Here is a 15,160-nt window from a genome sequence, read left to right as displayed (position 1 = left end):
TCAGGCTTCCGATGCGGGGGCGATGAGGTGGAAGAAACTGCCCGTAACGAGGCCGCGATGCGATCCGCTGGATGCGACGGTGTTACCCTCCGCATCCGTCACGCGCGCCAGCGGGCTGTCGGGCTGCTCGACGATGGTGGAATAGTGAAATTCATGGCCGTTCAGCATCGCATCGGTGGGCATGCCGCCCATAGGCGCGAGCAGGCGTGCCCGGCGATAGCCCAGATGCAGGCGCCGCTCCGCAAAGCTGGTAACCAGGCCGAGCAGGCCCGCCATGGCGTGCGCCTGGCTCTGTGCATCGATCAGCGCTTGGCCCAAGACCATATAGCCGCCGCATTCGCCATGGACGGGCCGGTCTTGCGCATGGCGGCGCAGGCCGGACAGGAAATGGTGCGCATGGGCGATGCGGGCGGCGTGCAGTTCAGGATAGCCGCCGGGGAGCCAGATGGCGTCGGCATCGGCGGCGGGCGCTTCGTCGGCCAGAGGGGAAAAGGGCAGGATTTCCGCCCCCGCGCTTCGCCAGTCCGACAGGAGGTGCGCGTAGGTGAAGGAAAAGGCCTCGTCCTGGGCGATGGCGATGCGTTGGCCGGGGGGCATCGACCGGACTGCGCGACGGTCTTGTATCGCCGGACAGGCAGCCTCGCGGATCGCGTTCAGGTCCACATGAGCGGCGACGATGTCGGCCATGCGATCGATGATCCGGTCGAGATCGGTCTGTTCGCTGGCCTGGACCAGTCCGAGATGCCGTTCCGGCAAGCCGAGTTCGGCGGAGCGTGGGATGGCCCCGAGGGCGACTATGCCTGCCTGCGCCATTGCTGCGCGGATCAGCCTTTCATGGCGCTCGCTGGCGACATGGTTGAGGATCACGCCTGCCATGGCGATATCGGAACGCAGGCTCCGGAAGCCGCTGGCGATGGCGGCGGCGGACTGGCTCTGGCCCGACACGTCCATGACGAGAACGACCGGCCAGCCGAGCAGGGCGGCGATGTCGGCGCTGGAGCCCGTGCCGGCTTCTCCGCTGGCGGGCGCTCCGTCGAACAGGCCCATCACGCCTTCCGCCAGGATAAGATCGGCATCCGGCCCGGCCGCGATGGCGGCGATCCGCGTGCGGGACATCGCCCAGCTATCGAGGTTGAAGGACGGGCAACGGGCGGCGGCCTGCTGAAAGGCGGGGTCGATATAGTCGGGGCCGGACTTGAACGGCTGAACCCTGAGCCCCATGCGAGTGAAGGCGCGCAGCAGGCCGAGCGTGACGGTCGTCTTGCCCGATCCGGATCGAGGTGCGGCTATGAGCAGGCCGGGCGTCATGGCTTGTCGATGAAGACGGAATCGGCGCTGGCCGGACGGAACCGGCGGTCATAGCCGGGCGCGTAGAGGCTGCTTTCGATGAAATCCCCGTTACCCAGTACCGGGCCGACCAGAATGATGGCGGTGCGTTCGGGGCCATCGGCGGCGGCTTGCGCGATGGTGGCGAGCGTGGCGTGGACGATCCTCTGGTCGGGCCAGCTTGCGCGCCAGACCACGGCCACGGGGCATTCGGCGCCATAAAGAGGCATCAGGTCGCTCACCACCTGAGCGAGATTGTGGATCGAAAGGTGGATGGCGAGCGTGGCGCCGGTCGCGCCGAAGGCGGCAAGGCTTTCGCCGGGCGGCATGGCGCTGGCGCGACCGGGGGTACGGGTGAGGATGAGGGATTGGCTGAGTTCGGGCAGGGTCAGCTCAGCACCGATCGCGGCGGCGGCGGCGGCGAAGGACGGGACGCCGGGCGTGATGCTGGTGGGGATGCCGAGTGCTTTCAGGCGCCGGAGCTGCTCCCCCATGGCCGACCAGACCGACAGGTCGCCGGAATGGAGGCGGGCGATGTCCTGCCCTACTTCATCGGCCTCAGCCATGATGGCGATGATTTCGTCCAGGGTGAGTGGCGCGCTGTTCACGATCCGCGCACCCGGCGGGCAGTGATCGAGCAAGGCGGCGGGCACCAGCGATCCGGCGTAGAGGCAGACAGGGCAGCTCGCGATCAGGTCGCGCCCGCGCAGGGTGATGAGGTCGGGCGCGCCGGGGCCTGCGCCGATGAAATGGACGGTCATGGGAGGAGGCTTTCGGCAAGGGCGCAGCTCGCCCGGCGGTCGGGCGAGAAGGCGCGGGGGGCAAGAAGGCGCGCATTGGGGGCGAGGGCGGCGAGAGCGGCGGCTTCGGCCACGCTGCCGGTGCCATAAGCGGCGATGCTGGCGGGAGATCGCGTGAGCGTCCGTTGATTGGCCAGACGGTCCGCTGTGATGGCGATGAGGGGGAGGGACAGCTTGTGCGCCAATGGGGCGAGCTGGTCGGCTTTGCGATCCAGCGTGGCGAGCGCATCCACGGTAATCTTGGCGCCCGTCGCCTCTTCCAGCGCGGCTTCCAGTGAGGCGAGGGAGGCGCTGGTCCGGAAGCCGAAGCCGGCGACGATCATAGCGTGACGCTCCACTGCACCAGCGGATAGGCGGAACGCCAGCCGCGACGGGTGCCGAGGGGCGCTGCCTGCGCGAGTTCGATGCGGAGCAGCTCGCCGCCCTTGGCGGCATGCCATTGGGCGAGCAGCGTTTCGGATTCCAATGTAACGGCGTTGGCGACGAGGCGCGTGGGTCCGCCGGGCAGGGCGAACAGCGTTTCAAGCAGAGCTTGGCTGAGACCCCCACCGATGAAGACGGCGTCGGGGCGGGACCGGCCGCCCAGAATGTCCGGGGCTCTGCCTTCGATGACGGTCAGGCGGTCCACCCCCAATGCCAGGGCATTGGCGCGGGCGCGTTCGGCGCGTTCGGGATCGGCTTCGAAAGCGACCGCATTCGTCAAGGAATGGGCGAGCAGCCATTCTATGGCGATCGAGCCGGACCCTGCCCCTATGTCCCAAAGCGTTTCACTGGGGCGGGGCGCCAGCGCGGACAGGGTCAGGGCGCGGGCGGGGCGCTTGGTGATCTGGCCGTCATGGTCGAACCAGTCGTCGGGGATACCGCTGGAGCGGGGGAGTGTCCGGCCTTCGCCCGTCATCGACAGGCCGACCGCGACGGGATGGGCGATGTCGGCAAAGTTCAGCGTTTCCGCCGTGCTTTGGCGGATGCGCTCGCGCGGGCCGCCCAGCGCTTCCAGCACATGGATCGTCGAGGTGCCGAATCCTTGCTCTTTCAGCCAGGCAGCCAGTTCACTCACCGCCGGGCCGTCGCGCAGCAGCAGGATGGCGCGGCGGCCCGGCACGAGGCTTGGGCGCAGCCGTGTCAGCGGCGCGGCATGGAGACCGTGGCATTCCGTATCCTGAAGCGGCCAGCCGAGTCGGGCGGCGGCGAGGGCAAAGGTGGACGGTGCGGGGTGGGCCGTCCATTCCTGCCGCTCCAGATGCCGCGTGACGCTGGCGCCCGCGCCGAACCAGAAGGGATCGCCCGAGGCCAGCATGACGGTGGGTTTGCCACGCCGGGCCAGCAACGCCCGAACGCCCTCTTCGAACGGGACTGGCCAGCTCAGGGTTTCCGCCTTAAAGGCAGGCAGCAGCGCGAGGTGGCGCGGCGCTCCCATGATGAGCGCGGCGTCCTCCAGCGCGTCGCGGGCGGCGGACGACAGGCCATCCAGGCCGTCTTCCCCGATCCCGACGATCGTCAGCCATGGACCGTCAGGCCAGTGACCTTCAGGAGCTTCGGGCATTTCCAATATCCTCATATTGGGCGGGACGACCGAGGCCAGCGCACTCGCTACGGCACTGGCCGAGCGACGCGCGCCCGCTGTGTTGAGCTATGCCGGGCGGACGGACAAGCCACGGGCGCAACCGGTGCCGGTGCGCGTCGGCGGCTTTGGCGGCATCGCGGGGCTGGTTCGCCATTTGCGGGACGAGGGCATCACCCATCTGGTCGATGCGACCCATCCCTTCGCCGCGACGATGAGCGAGCATGCCGTGACGGCTGCGCGAGAGGCCGGAGTGGAGCATATCATGCTGACCAGACCGCCCTGGGTTGCGGCGGAGGGGGATCGCTGGACGCATGTACCGGACATTGCCGGAGCCGTGGCGACGCTGAACGGCCCCGCCCGGAATGTGATGCTGGCGTTGGGACGAATGCATGTCGACGCTTTCGCCGTACAGCCGCAGCATCATTATCTGTTGCGCTTTGTCGACAAGCCGGAACACCCACCGGGACTGCCGCGTCATAGTCTGATCGTCGACCGGGGGCCTTTCACCACCTATGGAGACATAAGGTTGATGCGCGATCATGGCATCGACTTCGTCGTTTCGAAAAATGCGGGGGGCAGCGGCGCGCAAGCGAAGCTGATCGCGGCTCGGTCGCTGGGGCTGCCGGTCGTGATGATCGACCGCCCCCCCTGTCCCGCCGCGCGGGTGACGCATGAGGTCGTCGGGGTGCTGGAATGGCTGGGTCATGCGGCAGAGCGCGGGGTGTAGAGGATGGGCTGGCCGGGCCGCTCGATCAGGCGGGTGCGGCTGGACCCGACGATGACGATGGTGCGCATGTCGGCCATGTCCGGGGTGGCCCGGCTCAAGGGGACGATATGCAGGCTCTCTTCCGGCGTCGAGACGGCGCGGGCGAACAGGATGAGGCGATCCCCGCCGCATTCCTCGCGCAAGACATTCAATGCGCGTCCGAAGCCTTCAGGGCGAGACCTGGAGCGCGGATTGTAGAAGGCCATGGCGAAATCGGCCTGTACAGCGAGGCGCAGGCGGCGCTCGATCAGCGGCCAGGGCTTCAGATTGTCGGACAGGTTGATGGCGCAGAAATCATGGCCGAGCGGCGCGCCCGCCTTCGCGGCGGCGGCGAGCATGGCGGTGATGCCGGGGAGAACGCGGATGTCGAGCGTGCGCCATTCCTTCGGGCCTGCTTCGAGCGCCTCGAACAGGGCGGAGGCCATGGCGAAGACGCCGGGATCGCCAGAGGACACGATCGCAACCCGCTTCCCTTGCGCGGCGAGGGTCAATGCGTGGGTGGCGCGATCCAGTTCGACGCGGTTGTCCGTGGCATGGAGCGTCAGGCCGGGACGTTCCGCAATGCGGGCGACATAGGGGATATAGCCGATAACGTCGGTCGCCTCCGCCAGTGCATCCGATACCTCCGGCGTGATAAGCGCGTCCGCTCCTGGGCCGAGGCCTGCTATAGCGATCCAGCCCGTCATGGACGGCGGCCCTGCCCGTGGATCAGCAGGATCGAGAAATAGGCGGTGACGTCGGTTGCCTCCGCCAAAGGCGTGATCCGCTGATCGGCCATGGTCGCATATTCCACCAGCCAGGCGCAGCCCTGCTTGCCGGCCGCTTCGACGGCGCGGCGGAGCTTGGGGAGGTTGCGGCCGATCTTCATGACGACCAGCGCATTGGTGTCATGGATGCGGCGGGCCAGTTCCTCTTCGGGCAAGGTAGCCATCAGCACCGTCGTCACATCGTCGCCCCAACTGATCGGTATGCCGCTGGCGGTCCAGGCGCCGGACATGCCGGTGATGCCGGGGACGATCTTTACCGGCGCCGAGAGACGGCTGTGCAGGTGCATGAAGCTGCCGTAGAAAAAGGGATCGCCTTCGCAGAGGACCACCACATCCTCGCCAGTGGCGGAAAGCCCGTCCAGATGGGCGGTGCAATCGGCATAGAAGCCGGACAGGACTTCATTATATCGCGGGTCGGACAGCGGGATTTCCGTCGTCACCGGATATTCCATCGGATATTCGATGGCGTCAGGACGCAACATGCCCTCCACGATCCGGCGGGCATGGCCGGATTTTCCCCTTTTGCGGAAATAGGCGACGTGGCTGGCTTCGCGGATCAGGCGGTCGGCGCGGACGCTCATCAGGTCCTGCGCGCCGGGGCCCAGGCCTACGCCATGGATGATGCCGTTGGTCATTCTGCCGGGCTCGCTATCGCATTGATCGCCGCGACTGTGATGGCGCTGCCGCCCAGACGGCCCTCCACGATGCAGCAGGGGACGGGCTGGCTCTGCCAGAGCGCTTCCTTGGACTCCGCCGCGCCGACGAAGCCGACCGGGCAACCGATGATCGCGGCGGGGCGGGGACAGGCGGGATCTTCCAGCATATTGAGCAGATGGAAAAGTGCCGTGGGCGCATTGCCGATGGCGACCAGCGCTCCCCCCAGATGTGGACGCCAGAGTTCGAGCGCAGCCGCCGAACGGGTGTTCGACATTTGCGCCGCCAGCGTTGGAACCTGCGGATCGTTCAGCGTGCAAAGGATTGGGTTTTGGGCAGGCAGGCGCCTTGTGGTGACGCCTTCGGACACCATGCGCGCATCGCACAGGATCGGCGCCCCTGCCTCCAGCGCAGCGATGGCGGTCCGGGCGAAGGTGGAGGAAAAGCGGATGTGGGAAGCCAGGCCGACCAGCCCCGCCGCGTGGATCATGCGGACCGCGATGCGTTCCTCCTCCGTCGAGAAGCGAGCGAGATCGGCCTCGGCACGGATGGTGCGGAAGGATTGCCGGTAGATGGCGGCGCCATCGGTTTCGTAGATATGGGGCATTAGTGGCTTCCGAAGAGGGCGAGAATCTGGTCGGGGGCAAGACTGGCCTGGTCGGGCGGCGATCCGGCGCGGGCCTTGCGGGAAAGGTCGAAGCGGCCCCGATTGCCGGTGAGGACGATGTCGGCGGGCCTTGGACGCGCGCAGCCCTTGGCGCAGCCGGAAACATGCAGCGAGCCGTCGACAAGGGGTGCAAGCCGGGTGGCGAGGCCGCGGGTCGCGACGCTGGCCTGCGGACAGGCTGGTGCGCCGGGACATGCGTCGATGCGGAGCAACGGGTCGGTGAAGGCGTGATCGGGGCTGGTCGTGCCGCCTTCGAGAATCAGGCCGCGCCATGGGGTAAGGCGCAGCGCGACAACGCCTTGCTGTCCGGCCAGAGCGGTGAGGCCGTCGGCGTCGAGCCGCCCGAAGGGGATGCCGTGAAAGGGACCGGGAGCCTGGGTGAGAAGCTGCGGAATCGGGCGTGCCGCAGCGGGAGCGACCTTGGGATGTGCTGGCAGCGAGGCTTTGTGCCGCGCCATGCGGCCGGAGGTGGCTCCGTCTGTTGCGAGGAACCAGCGGGTGAGCGCGATCAGGTCCTGGACGGCCGTTTCCGCAGTGGTGGGCGTGCCGAGGGCGTGTCCTTCGGCGCGGAGCAGCAGGGTGCCGGCTGAGCTGCGTTCGAAACGGAAATCGGCCGGTACGAGGGTCAGGCAGGGAGCAGGGCCGGTGTCGATGGCAATGCCGATCTTGGGAGGAAGGTCGGGCAGGTCGTCGAGACGGGCAAGCAGATTTTGGGCGATGTTTTCCGTGCCGTCTCCGGCGGACCAGTCGGGAGCGAGCAGGAAATTGCGGCGCGCCTCGCGGGCCGGATCAGGATCGGTGAGGCCGAGTGCGACAAGCTGCCCGAGCAATGCGGGGTGGCTTTGTTCCGTCACGCCCCGGACCTGAAGCGCGGCGCGGTTGGTGAGGTTGATCTGGCCGTTGCCGTGGCGGCGGACGGCATCGCTGAGGCCGATAGCCTGGGCCACCGTCATGCGGCCGAACGGAGGGCGCACGCGCACGAGCAGGCCATCGCCCGCCATCATCGGGCGCCATGCCGTCGGACACCAGCCGCGAATGGCGGCGGATGATGCGCTCTGCGCGTCTGGCACCGGACTTCACCTCCCACGTCGCAACGACGACTGGAGGATGCTTCCCCAGCCGCTTATCCGTCGCTCGTGCGGAAAACCGAGCCGCGACCATCCCCTGGGTCATGGCTAGAGCGACCTTTGCGTTCGGCAGGTCTCCTGGCTTGCGGGTCATAGCCTTGGCAGGGGGCCTTCCCGGATTGCTCCAGTGGCTGGCCGTCCCGGGTTGATGGGGGTTGGCCGGTCCTTGCCTTGCTCGCCGCTCACAGTTGCAGGGACAGCCACGGATTAGGGAGTTTCATCCCGCACCGCGTTCCCATTTAAGCCCCTTGCGGGGCACCGACGCGATCGATGGAGCGAACATATGCCCGCTCCGGATGCGGTTCATACGCGCAGAGTGGGGGAAAGGGAAGTGGGGAGAATTTGCTCCCTTACGCGGGCGGGAGGGGAATGGTCAGCGAGTCACGATCGCGGAATGCCAATCGGTGCGATGCTCCCAGCCGCGCCGTTCCAGTTCCGGCGTCGCTTCCTCGCTCACCGGATAGCCGAGGCACAGCAGGCCGAGGCAGCGCCAATTTTCCGGAATCTCCAGCATCGCATCGACTGTGGGACGATCCAGGATCGACACCCATCCCATGCCGATGCCACGCGTGCGGGCGGCCAGCCAGACCGTGTGAATCGCCATCACGCAGCTATAGCGGCGTGCCTCCGGCATGGTGATAGCGCCCAGCTTATGGCCGGTTTCGGTGCCTTCGTCGCAATAGACGGCGAACAGCACCGGCGCCTCGCGCAGACCGTGCAGTTTCAGGCTGCGGTAGAGCCTGTCTTCATCGCCTTCATAAATCTTGCCCGCCTTGATGATCTGGGCGTCGACATGGACGGCGAGATCTTCGCGCAAGGCGGGCGTGGCGATCCGGACGAAGCGCCAGGGTTGCGACAGCCCCACCGAGGGAGCGCTGTGCGCGAGGGCGAGGAGTCGTTCGACCTCATGTTCATCCAGCGGATCGGTCAGAAAATGGCGCACGTCGCGACGCAGGTGCACCAATTCCTCGAAAGCGGCGATGTCGAAGGCAGTGTGTGTCAGAATTCGATTCCTGGCTGAGCCTTCACGCCGCTGCGGAAGGGATGTTTGACAAGGGTCATTTCGGTGACGAGATCGGCCGCCTCGATCAGCGCTTCGGGCGCGTTGCGGCCGGTGATGAGGACGTGTTTCATTTCGCTTCTGGCGGTCACGGCTTCCAGCACCTCTTCGACCGGCAGATAGTCGTAGCGCAGGACGATATTGAGCTCATCGGCAAGGACCATATCATAGGCCGGGTCGGCAATCATGCGTCTGACTTCATCCCATGCTTCACGGGCAAGGGCAATGTCCCGCGTACGGTCCTGCGTGTTCCAGGTAAAGCCTTCACCCATGGACTTGAACTCGACATGGTCGGGAAACGCATCGAACACCGTTTTTTCTCCGGTGGTCATGGCGCCCTTCACGAATTGGACGACGCCCACTTTCCTGCCATGGCCGATGGCGCGGACGACCATGCCCAGAGCTGCCGTCGTCTTGCCCTTGCCCTTGCCGGTGTGGACGATGAGAAGGCCCTTTTCCTGGGTCTTGGTCGCCATGATCTTGTCATGGGCGGCCTGTTTCTTCTTCATCTTTTCGGCATGTTGTTCGGGAGTGCGTTCGATCATTTCTAGGCGTCCTTGAGTTGGGTTAGGAGCATGGCGGCGCTGTTCGACCTGGGTTTCCAAAGCGCGCGGTCGAGCGCTTCGTGGAGGCGGGCGGCGGTTTCGCGCAGGGCTGCCGGATTGGCCTCCGCCATGAAGGCGCGAACCGTCTCGTCCTCAATGAAGGCGGCGTGGACGGCGTCGAAATGATGATCCTTCACCGCATGGGTGGTGGCGGCGAAGGCGAAGAGATAATCGACCGAGGCGGCGATCTCGAACGCGCCCTTGTAGCCGTGGCGCATTATGCCCGCGATCCATTTGGGGTTGGTGACCCGCGCTCTCACGATGCGGCCGATCTCATCCTCCAGCGTGCGGATGACCGGCCGTTCCGGGCGGCTGTGGTCATTGTGATAGCTGAGCGGCTTCCTGCCGGACAGATGTTCGACGGCGGCGGCTATGCCCCCTTCGAACTGGTAGTAATCGTCGCTGTCGAGCAGATCATGTTCGCGATTGTCCTGGTTCTGAATCAAGGCGTCGGCCTGAGTCAGTCGCTCCGCGAAGAGGTTGCGCTCGGCTTCGCCTTCCACGCCGCCGCCATAGGCGTAGCTGCCCCAGTCGAGATAGACGTTCGCAAGGTCGGCGCGGTCGTGCCAGATCTTCTCGTCGATCATGGCTTGCAGGCCTGCGCCATAGGCTCCGGGTTTTGAGCCGAAAACGCGGCTTCCAGCGCGGCGCCGGGCAGCTTTCTCCGGCGTGCCCTGCGCGATCAGGGCGGCGGTTTCGGCGCGGTGACGGGCAGCAGCGGGATTGTCTTCCTCCGGCTCGTCCAGCGCCATGACGGCGCGGGCGGCGCTGTCCAGCAGGTCGATCTGTTCGGGGAAGGCATCGCGGAAGAAGCCGGAGACGCGGAAAGTGACGTCCACGCGGGGGCGGTTCAGTTCCGCGATCTTCATCACCTCGAACCCGATGACCCTGCCGGAAGCCCAGTCCCAGCGAGGGCGCACTCCCATAAGGGCGAGGGCCTGCGCGATGTCATCCCCGCCGGTGCGCATATTGGCCGTGCCCCAGGCGGAAAGCGCGATGGCGCGGGGATAGTCGCCCTCTCGCTGGAGATAGTCCTGCACGATGAGATCGGCGGAGCGCTGGCCGAGATTCCAGGCGGCGATCGTGGGCACGGCGCGGGTGTCGATCGAGTAGAAATTGCGGCCCGTGGGGAGGACGTCCGGGCGGCCTCTCGTGGGCGCGCCGGAAGGACCGGGAAGGACGAAATTGCCGTTGAGGGCTTGGAGGAGGGCCGTCTTTTCAGCATCGCCGCAGGCGGTGACGCGGGGGGCGAGGTCGGTTTCGATAGCGTTCAGGACAGCGGCGCTTTGCGGGCCGGGAGCTGGATCGCCGCTGTCGAGCAGATGGATGGCGTAGAGTTCGAGGCGCTCCACCGTGTCGCCGGTGGTGCGCCATGGGGCTTGGGTCAAGCCTTGGAGCGGTTCCGGGCGGGGACCGGTCCAGGGGGTGCCCATAATGCAATCGAGCGGGTCGAAATTCAGGGCCAGGTCAGCGGCAAGCGCGCGCAGGAGGGATTGCTGGCTTTCATGATCCATGCCTCTGGGACAGCGGGCAAGGGCTATGAGCAGATCACGGCGGAGGTGACCTTCAGGGCTTTGGGTAAAAATATGCAGGCCATCACGGATCTGCATTTCCTTGAGGTCGCACAGATAGTTATCGATCGCAGCTAAAGCATCTTCTCCACTGCCTTGAGCGACTGCATCCTTATCCAACCCCTGAGAAGCGGCGAGCGCGAGTATGTCCTTGCGCAGCGTTTCCAAACGGCGCGGGTCCATGCCGGCGGCGAGATAATATTCGTCGACCAACGCCTCCAGTTCCTTGAGCGGACCATAGGTTTCGGCCCGGGTAAGGGGTGGCGTCAGATGGTCGATGATGCAGGCGCCGATGCGGCGTTTGGCCTGCGTGCCTTCGCCGGGATCGTTGACGATGAAGGGGTAGATTTGCGGGATCGGCCCGGCGCAGATTTCGGGGAAGCAGTTTTCGGATAGCGCGATGGCCTTGCCGGGGAGCCATTCGAGATTGCCGTGCTTGCCGACATGAACGACGGCATGGGCGCTAAATTCCTGCGCCAGCCAGATGTGGAAAGCGAGATAGGCGTGCGGCGGCGGCAGGGCCGGGTCGTGATAGCTGGCCTTGGGATCGATATGATAGCCGCGCGATGGCTGGACCGCGACGGCGATGTTGCCGAAGCGGTGGACCGGGAGCCGGAAGGCGCCCTCCTGGAAGAAGGGGTCGGCTTCGGGCATGCCCCAACGGGTCTGAATGGCTTCGCGAGCGGCTTCGGGCAGGACGGCGAAGGCGGATTGATATGCGTCGAGGAGGAGCGAGACTTCGGCGGGACGATCGGGGGAGGCGTTCGTGATGCCTCCCGTCATGAGGCGCATCAGGGTGGCCCCATCGGCGGGAGCGTCATGGGTGGTGTAGCCGGATTCCCGCAGCGCGTTCAGGATAGCGGTGGCACTGGCCGGCGTGTCGAGACCGACGCCATTGCCGATGCGGCCATCCTTGTTGGGATAGTTGGCGAGTACCAGTGCAACGCGGCGATCTGCAATGAGGGATTTACGAAGTTTTGCCCAATTAACAGTGAGTTGGGAAACGAATCTAACACGATTTTCCAATATGCGGGGCACGATGATGCTGCATTCCGTGCGCTCGTCGAAGCGGGCAGCAGCCTTGAAGGCGACGGCGCGGGTGAAGAGGCGGCCATCCACTTCGGGAAGCGCGATATGCATGGCGAGGTCGCGGGGGCCAAGGCCACGAGCGCTCGCTTCCCAGGCGCCTTGTTCGGCGCTGGCGAAGATGGTTTGCAGGATCGGGCAGTCCGCCTGCTCCAGGATCGAGCGCGTGCGTGGTTCTCCCGGCGCGCTCGCGGCAAAGGCGGTGGCGTTGAGGATGACGTCAGGCGCGGTCCCTTCCATCAGGCCTTGCAGGAAATCCTTGGCGAAGGGTTCGCGCAGGGCGCGAACATGGACGGGGAGGACGTTGAGGCCTGCTGCTTCGAGACCTGCGATCATCGCGTCGACGGCTTCGAGTGTGCCCGCAATCAGCAGGGCGCGGTAGAAGACGAAGAGCGCTGTCGGTTGGCCTGCGGCCCAGCGGGCCTTGACCTGTTCCAATGTCGGACGGTCGGTACAGGGAAGGTAGAGACCGGCGTCGGCTATCGGAATCGGGGCATCGGGCATTCCTGCATCGAAACCCGCGAGACGAGCGGCGGTCTTGAGGAAGGCGATGGCATTGGGAATGCCGCCTTGCCGGAGATAGTCGCGCAGATAGTCGCAGGTTTCTGCGGGCAGGGTTGAGGCGGCGCGCAGTTCCGGATCATCCTCCCGACCATCGGCCAGGGCGGCAAAGGCTATGCCTTTTTCGCGGGCAATATTGGCAATTTCATCAATGCCATAGGGCCAATAGCTCTTACCGCCCAGAAGGATCACGCAGACGAATTTGGCGTGGGCGATCACCTTTTCAACATAGAGATCGACGGAATAGGGATGCTTGAGCTGGAGGAGATTGGCGAGGCGGATTGTTGGGCCTGCCTCGCCCAAGGCTGCGGCGGCGCTGGCGAAGCAGGCGAGTTCGCTGTCCGCCACGGTCAGCAGCACGATGTCGCCCGGCGACTGGCCAAGGTCGATCGCTTCGTCGCCGTTGGAGACGGTGCCGGGCGTGGCGGTCAGCAGGTGCATCAGGCGGGGACCGTCTGCACCTTGAGGGTGGTTTCGATGGCGGCGCAATCCAGGCCCGTCTGGCCGATCACGACAAGGCGGGAGGAGCGTTGCTCGCTTGCCTGCCATTGGCGGTCGTAATGATGCTGGATGCGTGGACCGACGGCCTGGACGACCAGACGAGCCGGGCGGCCTGCGATGGCGAGGAAGCCCTTCACCCGCAACAGGTCGTGGGTGGCGATGGCGTCCGCGAGCGCCGCCAGCAACGGTTCGGGCGTGCCCAGTTCGCCAAGATTGATGATGAAGCTCTCGAAATCATCATGATCATGCTCCTCCTCATTGTCGTGATGGGAGGGGCGGGCATCGATCTGATCTTCCACGCCTGAGTCCAGGCCGAGCAAGACAGCGGCATCGATTTCGCCCTTTGACGTGCGGATGATGCTGACGCCGGGACGGGTTTCCCGGGCCAAATCCCGTTCCAGACCCGCCAGTGTGGCGGCATCGACCAGATCGGTCTTGTTGAGCAGGACGAGGTCGGCGCAGGCAAGCTGATCCTCGAACAATTCCTCGATCGGGCTGTCATGATCAAGTGTCGGGTCTGCGGCGCGGGCGGCGGCAAGCGCGACCTCGTCATGGGCGAAGCGGCCTGCCGCCAGTGCATCGGCGTCGATCAGCGTGATCACCCCATCCACCGTGGCGCGGGTACGGATGTCGGGCCATTGGAAGGCCTTCACCAACGGTTTGGGCAATGCAAGGCCCGAGGTTTCGATGATGATGTGATCGGGGGGCGTCGGGCGGTCGAGCAGCTTTTGCATGGTCGGCAGGAAATCGTCCGCGACAGTGCAGCAGATGCAACCGTTCGCCAGTTCGATAATGTCCTCGTCCGGGCAGGCTTCGTCGCCGCAGCCCTGCACCAGCGCGCCGTCGACGCCGACATCTCCGAACTCGTTGATGATGAGGGCGAGGCGGCGGCCGCCTGCATTTTCGATCAAGTGACGGATCAGCGTCGTCTTGCCCGCGCCGAGGAAGCCGGTGATGACAGTGGCCGGAATTTTTGAGGCGGGAACCTTTTTCATGCGGGATTTCCTTGCGGTTCGAGAGTGACTTCGATCTCGTCGAAGCGTTTCCAGCGGTAGATGGCCCAGCTCGCCAGCCAGCAGGCAGCGAACAGGCCGATGATGAAGAAACCCAGGCTGTTGAAATGTTCGCCAAGGTCGGCGGCAAGTGTCCAGATGCCGCCGGTCAGGCCCAGCTTGTCGCCCAGCAGCGCCGCAGCCTCGATCCCGCCGATGAGCAGCGCGACCAAGGCGGACACCAGCGTGATGGTGATGTTGTAATAGAGCTTGCGGATCGGCTTCACGAAGGCCCATTGATAGGCGCCCATCATCAGCGCGCCGTCCGCCGTGTCGATCAGCGCCATGCCCACCGCGAAGAGCAGCGGGAAAATGAGGACGGTCGATATCGAAAGGCCGCTCGCCGCCTGGCCAGCCGACAGGCCGAGGATCGCGACTTCGGTGGCAGTGTCGAAGCCAAGCCCGAAGAGAAAGCCGAGCGGGGCCATATGCCAGCTCCGCGTTATCAGCCGGAAAAGCGGGCGGAAGATACGGGCCAGAAAACCACGTGAACCAAGCAGGATATCCATATCTTCATCGATATAGAGCCCACCGTTGCGAACATGATTGAAGGTCTTGAGAACCGATCTCAGGATGATCAGGTTCATCGCGGCGATGGTGAAAAGGAAGGTCGCGGAGGCGATTGTTGCAATGGTGCCGCCGATCGCGCCCGCCGCTTCGACACGGCTCAGAGCATTGGCGGCAATGGCGATGGTGACGGCGGCGATCAGAACGATGCCGCTATGACCGATGGCGAACCAGAAGCCGACGGTCAGTGGGCGCTGGCCGTCCTGCATCAATTTACGGGTCACATTGTCGATGGCGGCGATATGGTCGGCATCAACCGCATGGCGCAGGCCCAGGCTCCAGGCCAGCAGCGCTGTGCCCAGCATGACCGTATCGCCCGCGAAGATCGTGAAGGCCCATGCCCATGCGGCCAGATTGGCGGCGATCAGCGCGGCGAACATGGCCGTGGCACGGCGGCGCAGCAGGCCGGCCGATTCCATCGGGCTGGAACGGGCCAGTGCATTCAAAACAGGTCTCATCAGGGCGATCCCCCGTCGGCGTCAGCGA

The 15,160-nt window shown here is 65.5% G+C and carries 14 protein-coding genes and 1 riboswitch; of the genes, 1 reads left to right on the top strand and 13 read right to left on the bottom strand.

The genetic code is table 11. The features are described 5' to 3' along the window. Genes K426_RS22370 through K426_RS22355 form a run of 4 tightly spaced genes read right to left on the bottom strand, consistent with a single transcriptional unit; the run spans position 1 to position 3,669 of the window. The gene (locus K426_RS22370) at positions 1-1,308 is read right to left on the bottom strand and encodes a cobyrinate a,c-diamide synthase (protein ID WP_066562531.1); all 1,308 of its coding nucleotides are present in this window, start codon (positions 1,306-1,308) and stop codon (positions 1-3) included. Further along, positions 1,305-2,087, bottom strand: a complete 783-nt coding sequence (cobM, locus tag K426_RS22365; RefSeq protein WP_066562526.1) for a precorrin-4 C(11)-methyltransferase — start codon at positions 2,085-2,087, stop codon at positions 1,305-1,307. Before cobM ends, K426_RS22370 begins: the two co-directional genes overlap by 4 nt. Next, positions 2,084-2,449 (bottom strand): cobalamin biosynthesis protein, encoded by a 366-nt coding sequence (locus K426_RS22360; RefSeq protein ID WP_066562520.1) that lies wholly within the window; start codon positions 2,447-2,449, stop codon positions 2,084-2,086. Before K426_RS22360 ends, cobM begins: the two co-directional genes overlap by 4 nt. Next, positions 2,446-3,669: a bifunctional cobalt-precorrin-7 (C(5))-methyltransferase/cobalt-precorrin-6B (C(15))-methyltransferase gene (locus K426_RS22355; protein ID WP_066562519.1), complete on the bottom strand. Its 1,224-nt coding sequence runs from the start codon at positions 3,667-3,669 to the stop codon at positions 2,446-2,448. The genes K426_RS22360 and K426_RS22355 overlap by 4 nt, the downstream gene beginning before the upstream one ends. On the opposite strand from K426_RS22355, the gene K426_RS22350 reads away from it, so the two are divergent. Then, a complete protein-coding gene (locus tag K426_RS22350; RefSeq protein ID WP_066562517.1) occupies positions 3,668-4,417 on the top strand; it encodes a cobalt-precorrin-6A reductase in 750 nt (249 codons plus the stop codon). The two genes, K426_RS22355 and K426_RS22350, sit on opposite strands and share 2 nt — an antisense overlap. Here the strand turns inward: K426_RS22350 and cobJ are convergent. From cobJ to K426_RS22305, 9 genes are all read right to left on the bottom strand, one after another. Beyond that, positions 4,393-5,142: a precorrin-3B C(17)-methyltransferase gene (gene cobJ / locus K426_RS22345; protein ID WP_066562512.1), complete on the bottom strand. Its 750-nt coding sequence runs from the start codon at positions 5,140-5,142 to the stop codon at positions 4,393-4,395. The two genes, K426_RS22350 and cobJ, sit on opposite strands and share 25 nt — an antisense overlap. Next, the gene (gene cobI / locus K426_RS22340) at positions 5,139-5,858 is read right to left on the bottom strand and encodes a precorrin-2 C(20)-methyltransferase (protein ID WP_066562510.1); all 720 of its coding nucleotides are present in this window, start codon (positions 5,856-5,858) and stop codon (positions 5,139-5,141) included. Before cobI ends, cobJ begins: the two co-directional genes overlap by 4 nt. After that, complete coding sequence (locus tag K426_RS22335; protein WP_066562509.1) at positions 5,855-6,484, bottom strand: precorrin-8X methylmutase; 630 nt, start codon at positions 6,482-6,484, stop codon at positions 5,855-5,857. The genes cobI and K426_RS22335 overlap by 4 nt, the downstream gene beginning before the upstream one ends. Next, positions 6,484-7,548, bottom strand: a complete 1,065-nt coding sequence (locus K426_RS22330; protein ID WP_066562508.1) for a cobalamin biosynthesis protein CobG — start codon at positions 7,546-7,548, stop codon at positions 6,484-6,486. The genes K426_RS22335 and K426_RS22330 overlap by 1 nt, the downstream gene beginning before the upstream one ends. Before the next feature lie 173 nt (positions 7,549-7,721). Then, positions 7,722-7,949: riboswitch (cobalamin riboswitch) on the bottom strand. Between the two features lie 95 nt (positions 7,950-8,044). After that, positions 8,045-8,614: a 5,6-dimethylbenzimidazole synthase gene (gene bluB, locus K426_RS22325; protein ID WP_066563806.1), complete on the bottom strand. Its 570-nt coding sequence runs from the start codon at positions 8,612-8,614 to the stop codon at positions 8,045-8,047. A gap of 56 nt (positions 8,615-8,670) precedes the next feature. Then, positions 8,671-9,276: a cob(I)yrinic acid a,c-diamide adenosyltransferase gene (cobO, locus tag K426_RS22320; RefSeq protein WP_066562507.1), complete on the bottom strand. Its 606-nt coding sequence runs from the start codon at positions 9,274-9,276 to the stop codon at positions 8,671-8,673. A 2-nt stretch (positions 9,277-9,278) separates the two neighbouring features. Further along, a complete protein-coding gene (gene cobN, locus K426_RS22315) occupies positions 9,279-12,995 on the bottom strand; it encodes a cobaltochelatase subunit CobN (protein ID WP_066562506.1) in 3,717 nt (1,238 codons plus the stop codon). Continuing rightward, a complete protein-coding gene (gene cobW / locus K426_RS22310) occupies positions 12,995-14,050 on the bottom strand; it encodes a cobalamin biosynthesis protein CobW (RefSeq protein ID WP_066562504.1) in 1,056 nt (351 codons plus the stop codon). Before cobW ends, cobN begins: the two co-directional genes overlap by 1 nt. Continuing rightward, on the bottom strand, positions 14,047-15,132 hold the full coding sequence (locus K426_RS22305) for a HoxN/HupN/NixA family nickel/cobalt transporter (protein ID WP_443018230.1): 1,086 nt from the start codon (positions 15,130-15,132) through the stop codon (positions 14,047-14,049). Before K426_RS22305 ends, cobW begins: the two co-directional genes overlap by 4 nt. Positions 15,133-15,160 lie beyond the last annotated feature (28 nt).

This window comes from Sphingobium sp. TKS (assembly GCF_001563265.1).
Classification (GTDB): domain Bacteria; phylum Pseudomonadota; class Alphaproteobacteria; order Sphingomonadales; family Sphingomonadaceae; genus Sphingobium.
The sequence above is the reverse complement of the archived record's forward strand: the minus strand, read 5'-3'. Positions and strand labels throughout refer to the sequence as shown.

Excerpts from the sequence above, each read along its gene's own strand:
- K426_RS22370 (WP_066562531.1), bottom strand. The coding sequence starts at position 1,308 with ATGACGCCCGGCCTGCTCATAGCCGCACCTCGATCCGGATCGGGCAAG.
- cobM (WP_066562526.1), bottom strand. The coding sequence starts at position 2,087 with ATGACCGTCCATTTCATCGGCGCAGGCCCCGGCGCGCCCGACCTCATC.
- K426_RS22360 (WP_066562520.1), bottom strand. The coding sequence starts at position 2,449 with ATGATCGTCGCCGGCTTCGGCTTCCGGACCAGCGCCTCCCTCGCCTCA.
- K426_RS22355 (WP_066562519.1), bottom strand. The coding sequence starts at position 3,669 with ATGCCCGAAGCTCCTGAAGGTCACTGGCCTGACGGTCCATGGCTGACG.
- cobJ (WP_066562512.1), bottom strand. The coding sequence starts at position 5,142 with ATGACGGGCTGGATCGCTATAGCAGGCCTCGGCCCAGGAGCGGACGCG.
- cobI (WP_066562510.1), bottom strand. The coding sequence starts at position 5,858 with ATGACCAACGGCATCATCCATGGCGTAGGCCTGGGCCCCGGCGCGCAG.
- K426_RS22335 (WP_066562509.1), bottom strand. The coding sequence starts at position 6,484 with ATGCCCCATATCTACGAAACCGATGGCGCCGCCATCTACCGGCAATCC.
- K426_RS22330 (WP_066562508.1), bottom strand. The coding sequence starts at position 7,548 with ATGATGGCGGGCGATGGCCTGCTCGTGCGCGTGCGCCCTCCGTTCGGC.
- cobO (WP_066562507.1), bottom strand. The coding sequence starts at position 9,276 with ATGATCGAACGCACTCCCGAACAACATGCCGAAAAGATGAAGAAGAAA.
- cobN (WP_066562506.1), bottom strand. The coding sequence starts at position 12,995 with ATGCACCTGCTGACCGCCACGCCCGGCACCGTCTCCAACGGCGACGAA.
- cobW (WP_066562504.1), bottom strand. The coding sequence starts at position 14,050 with ATGAAAAAGGTTCCCGCCTCAAAAATTCCGGCCACTGTCATCACCGGC.
- K426_RS22305 (WP_443018230.1), bottom strand. The coding sequence starts at position 15,132 with ATGAGACCTGTTTTGAATGCACTGGCCCGTTCCAGCCCGATGGAATCG.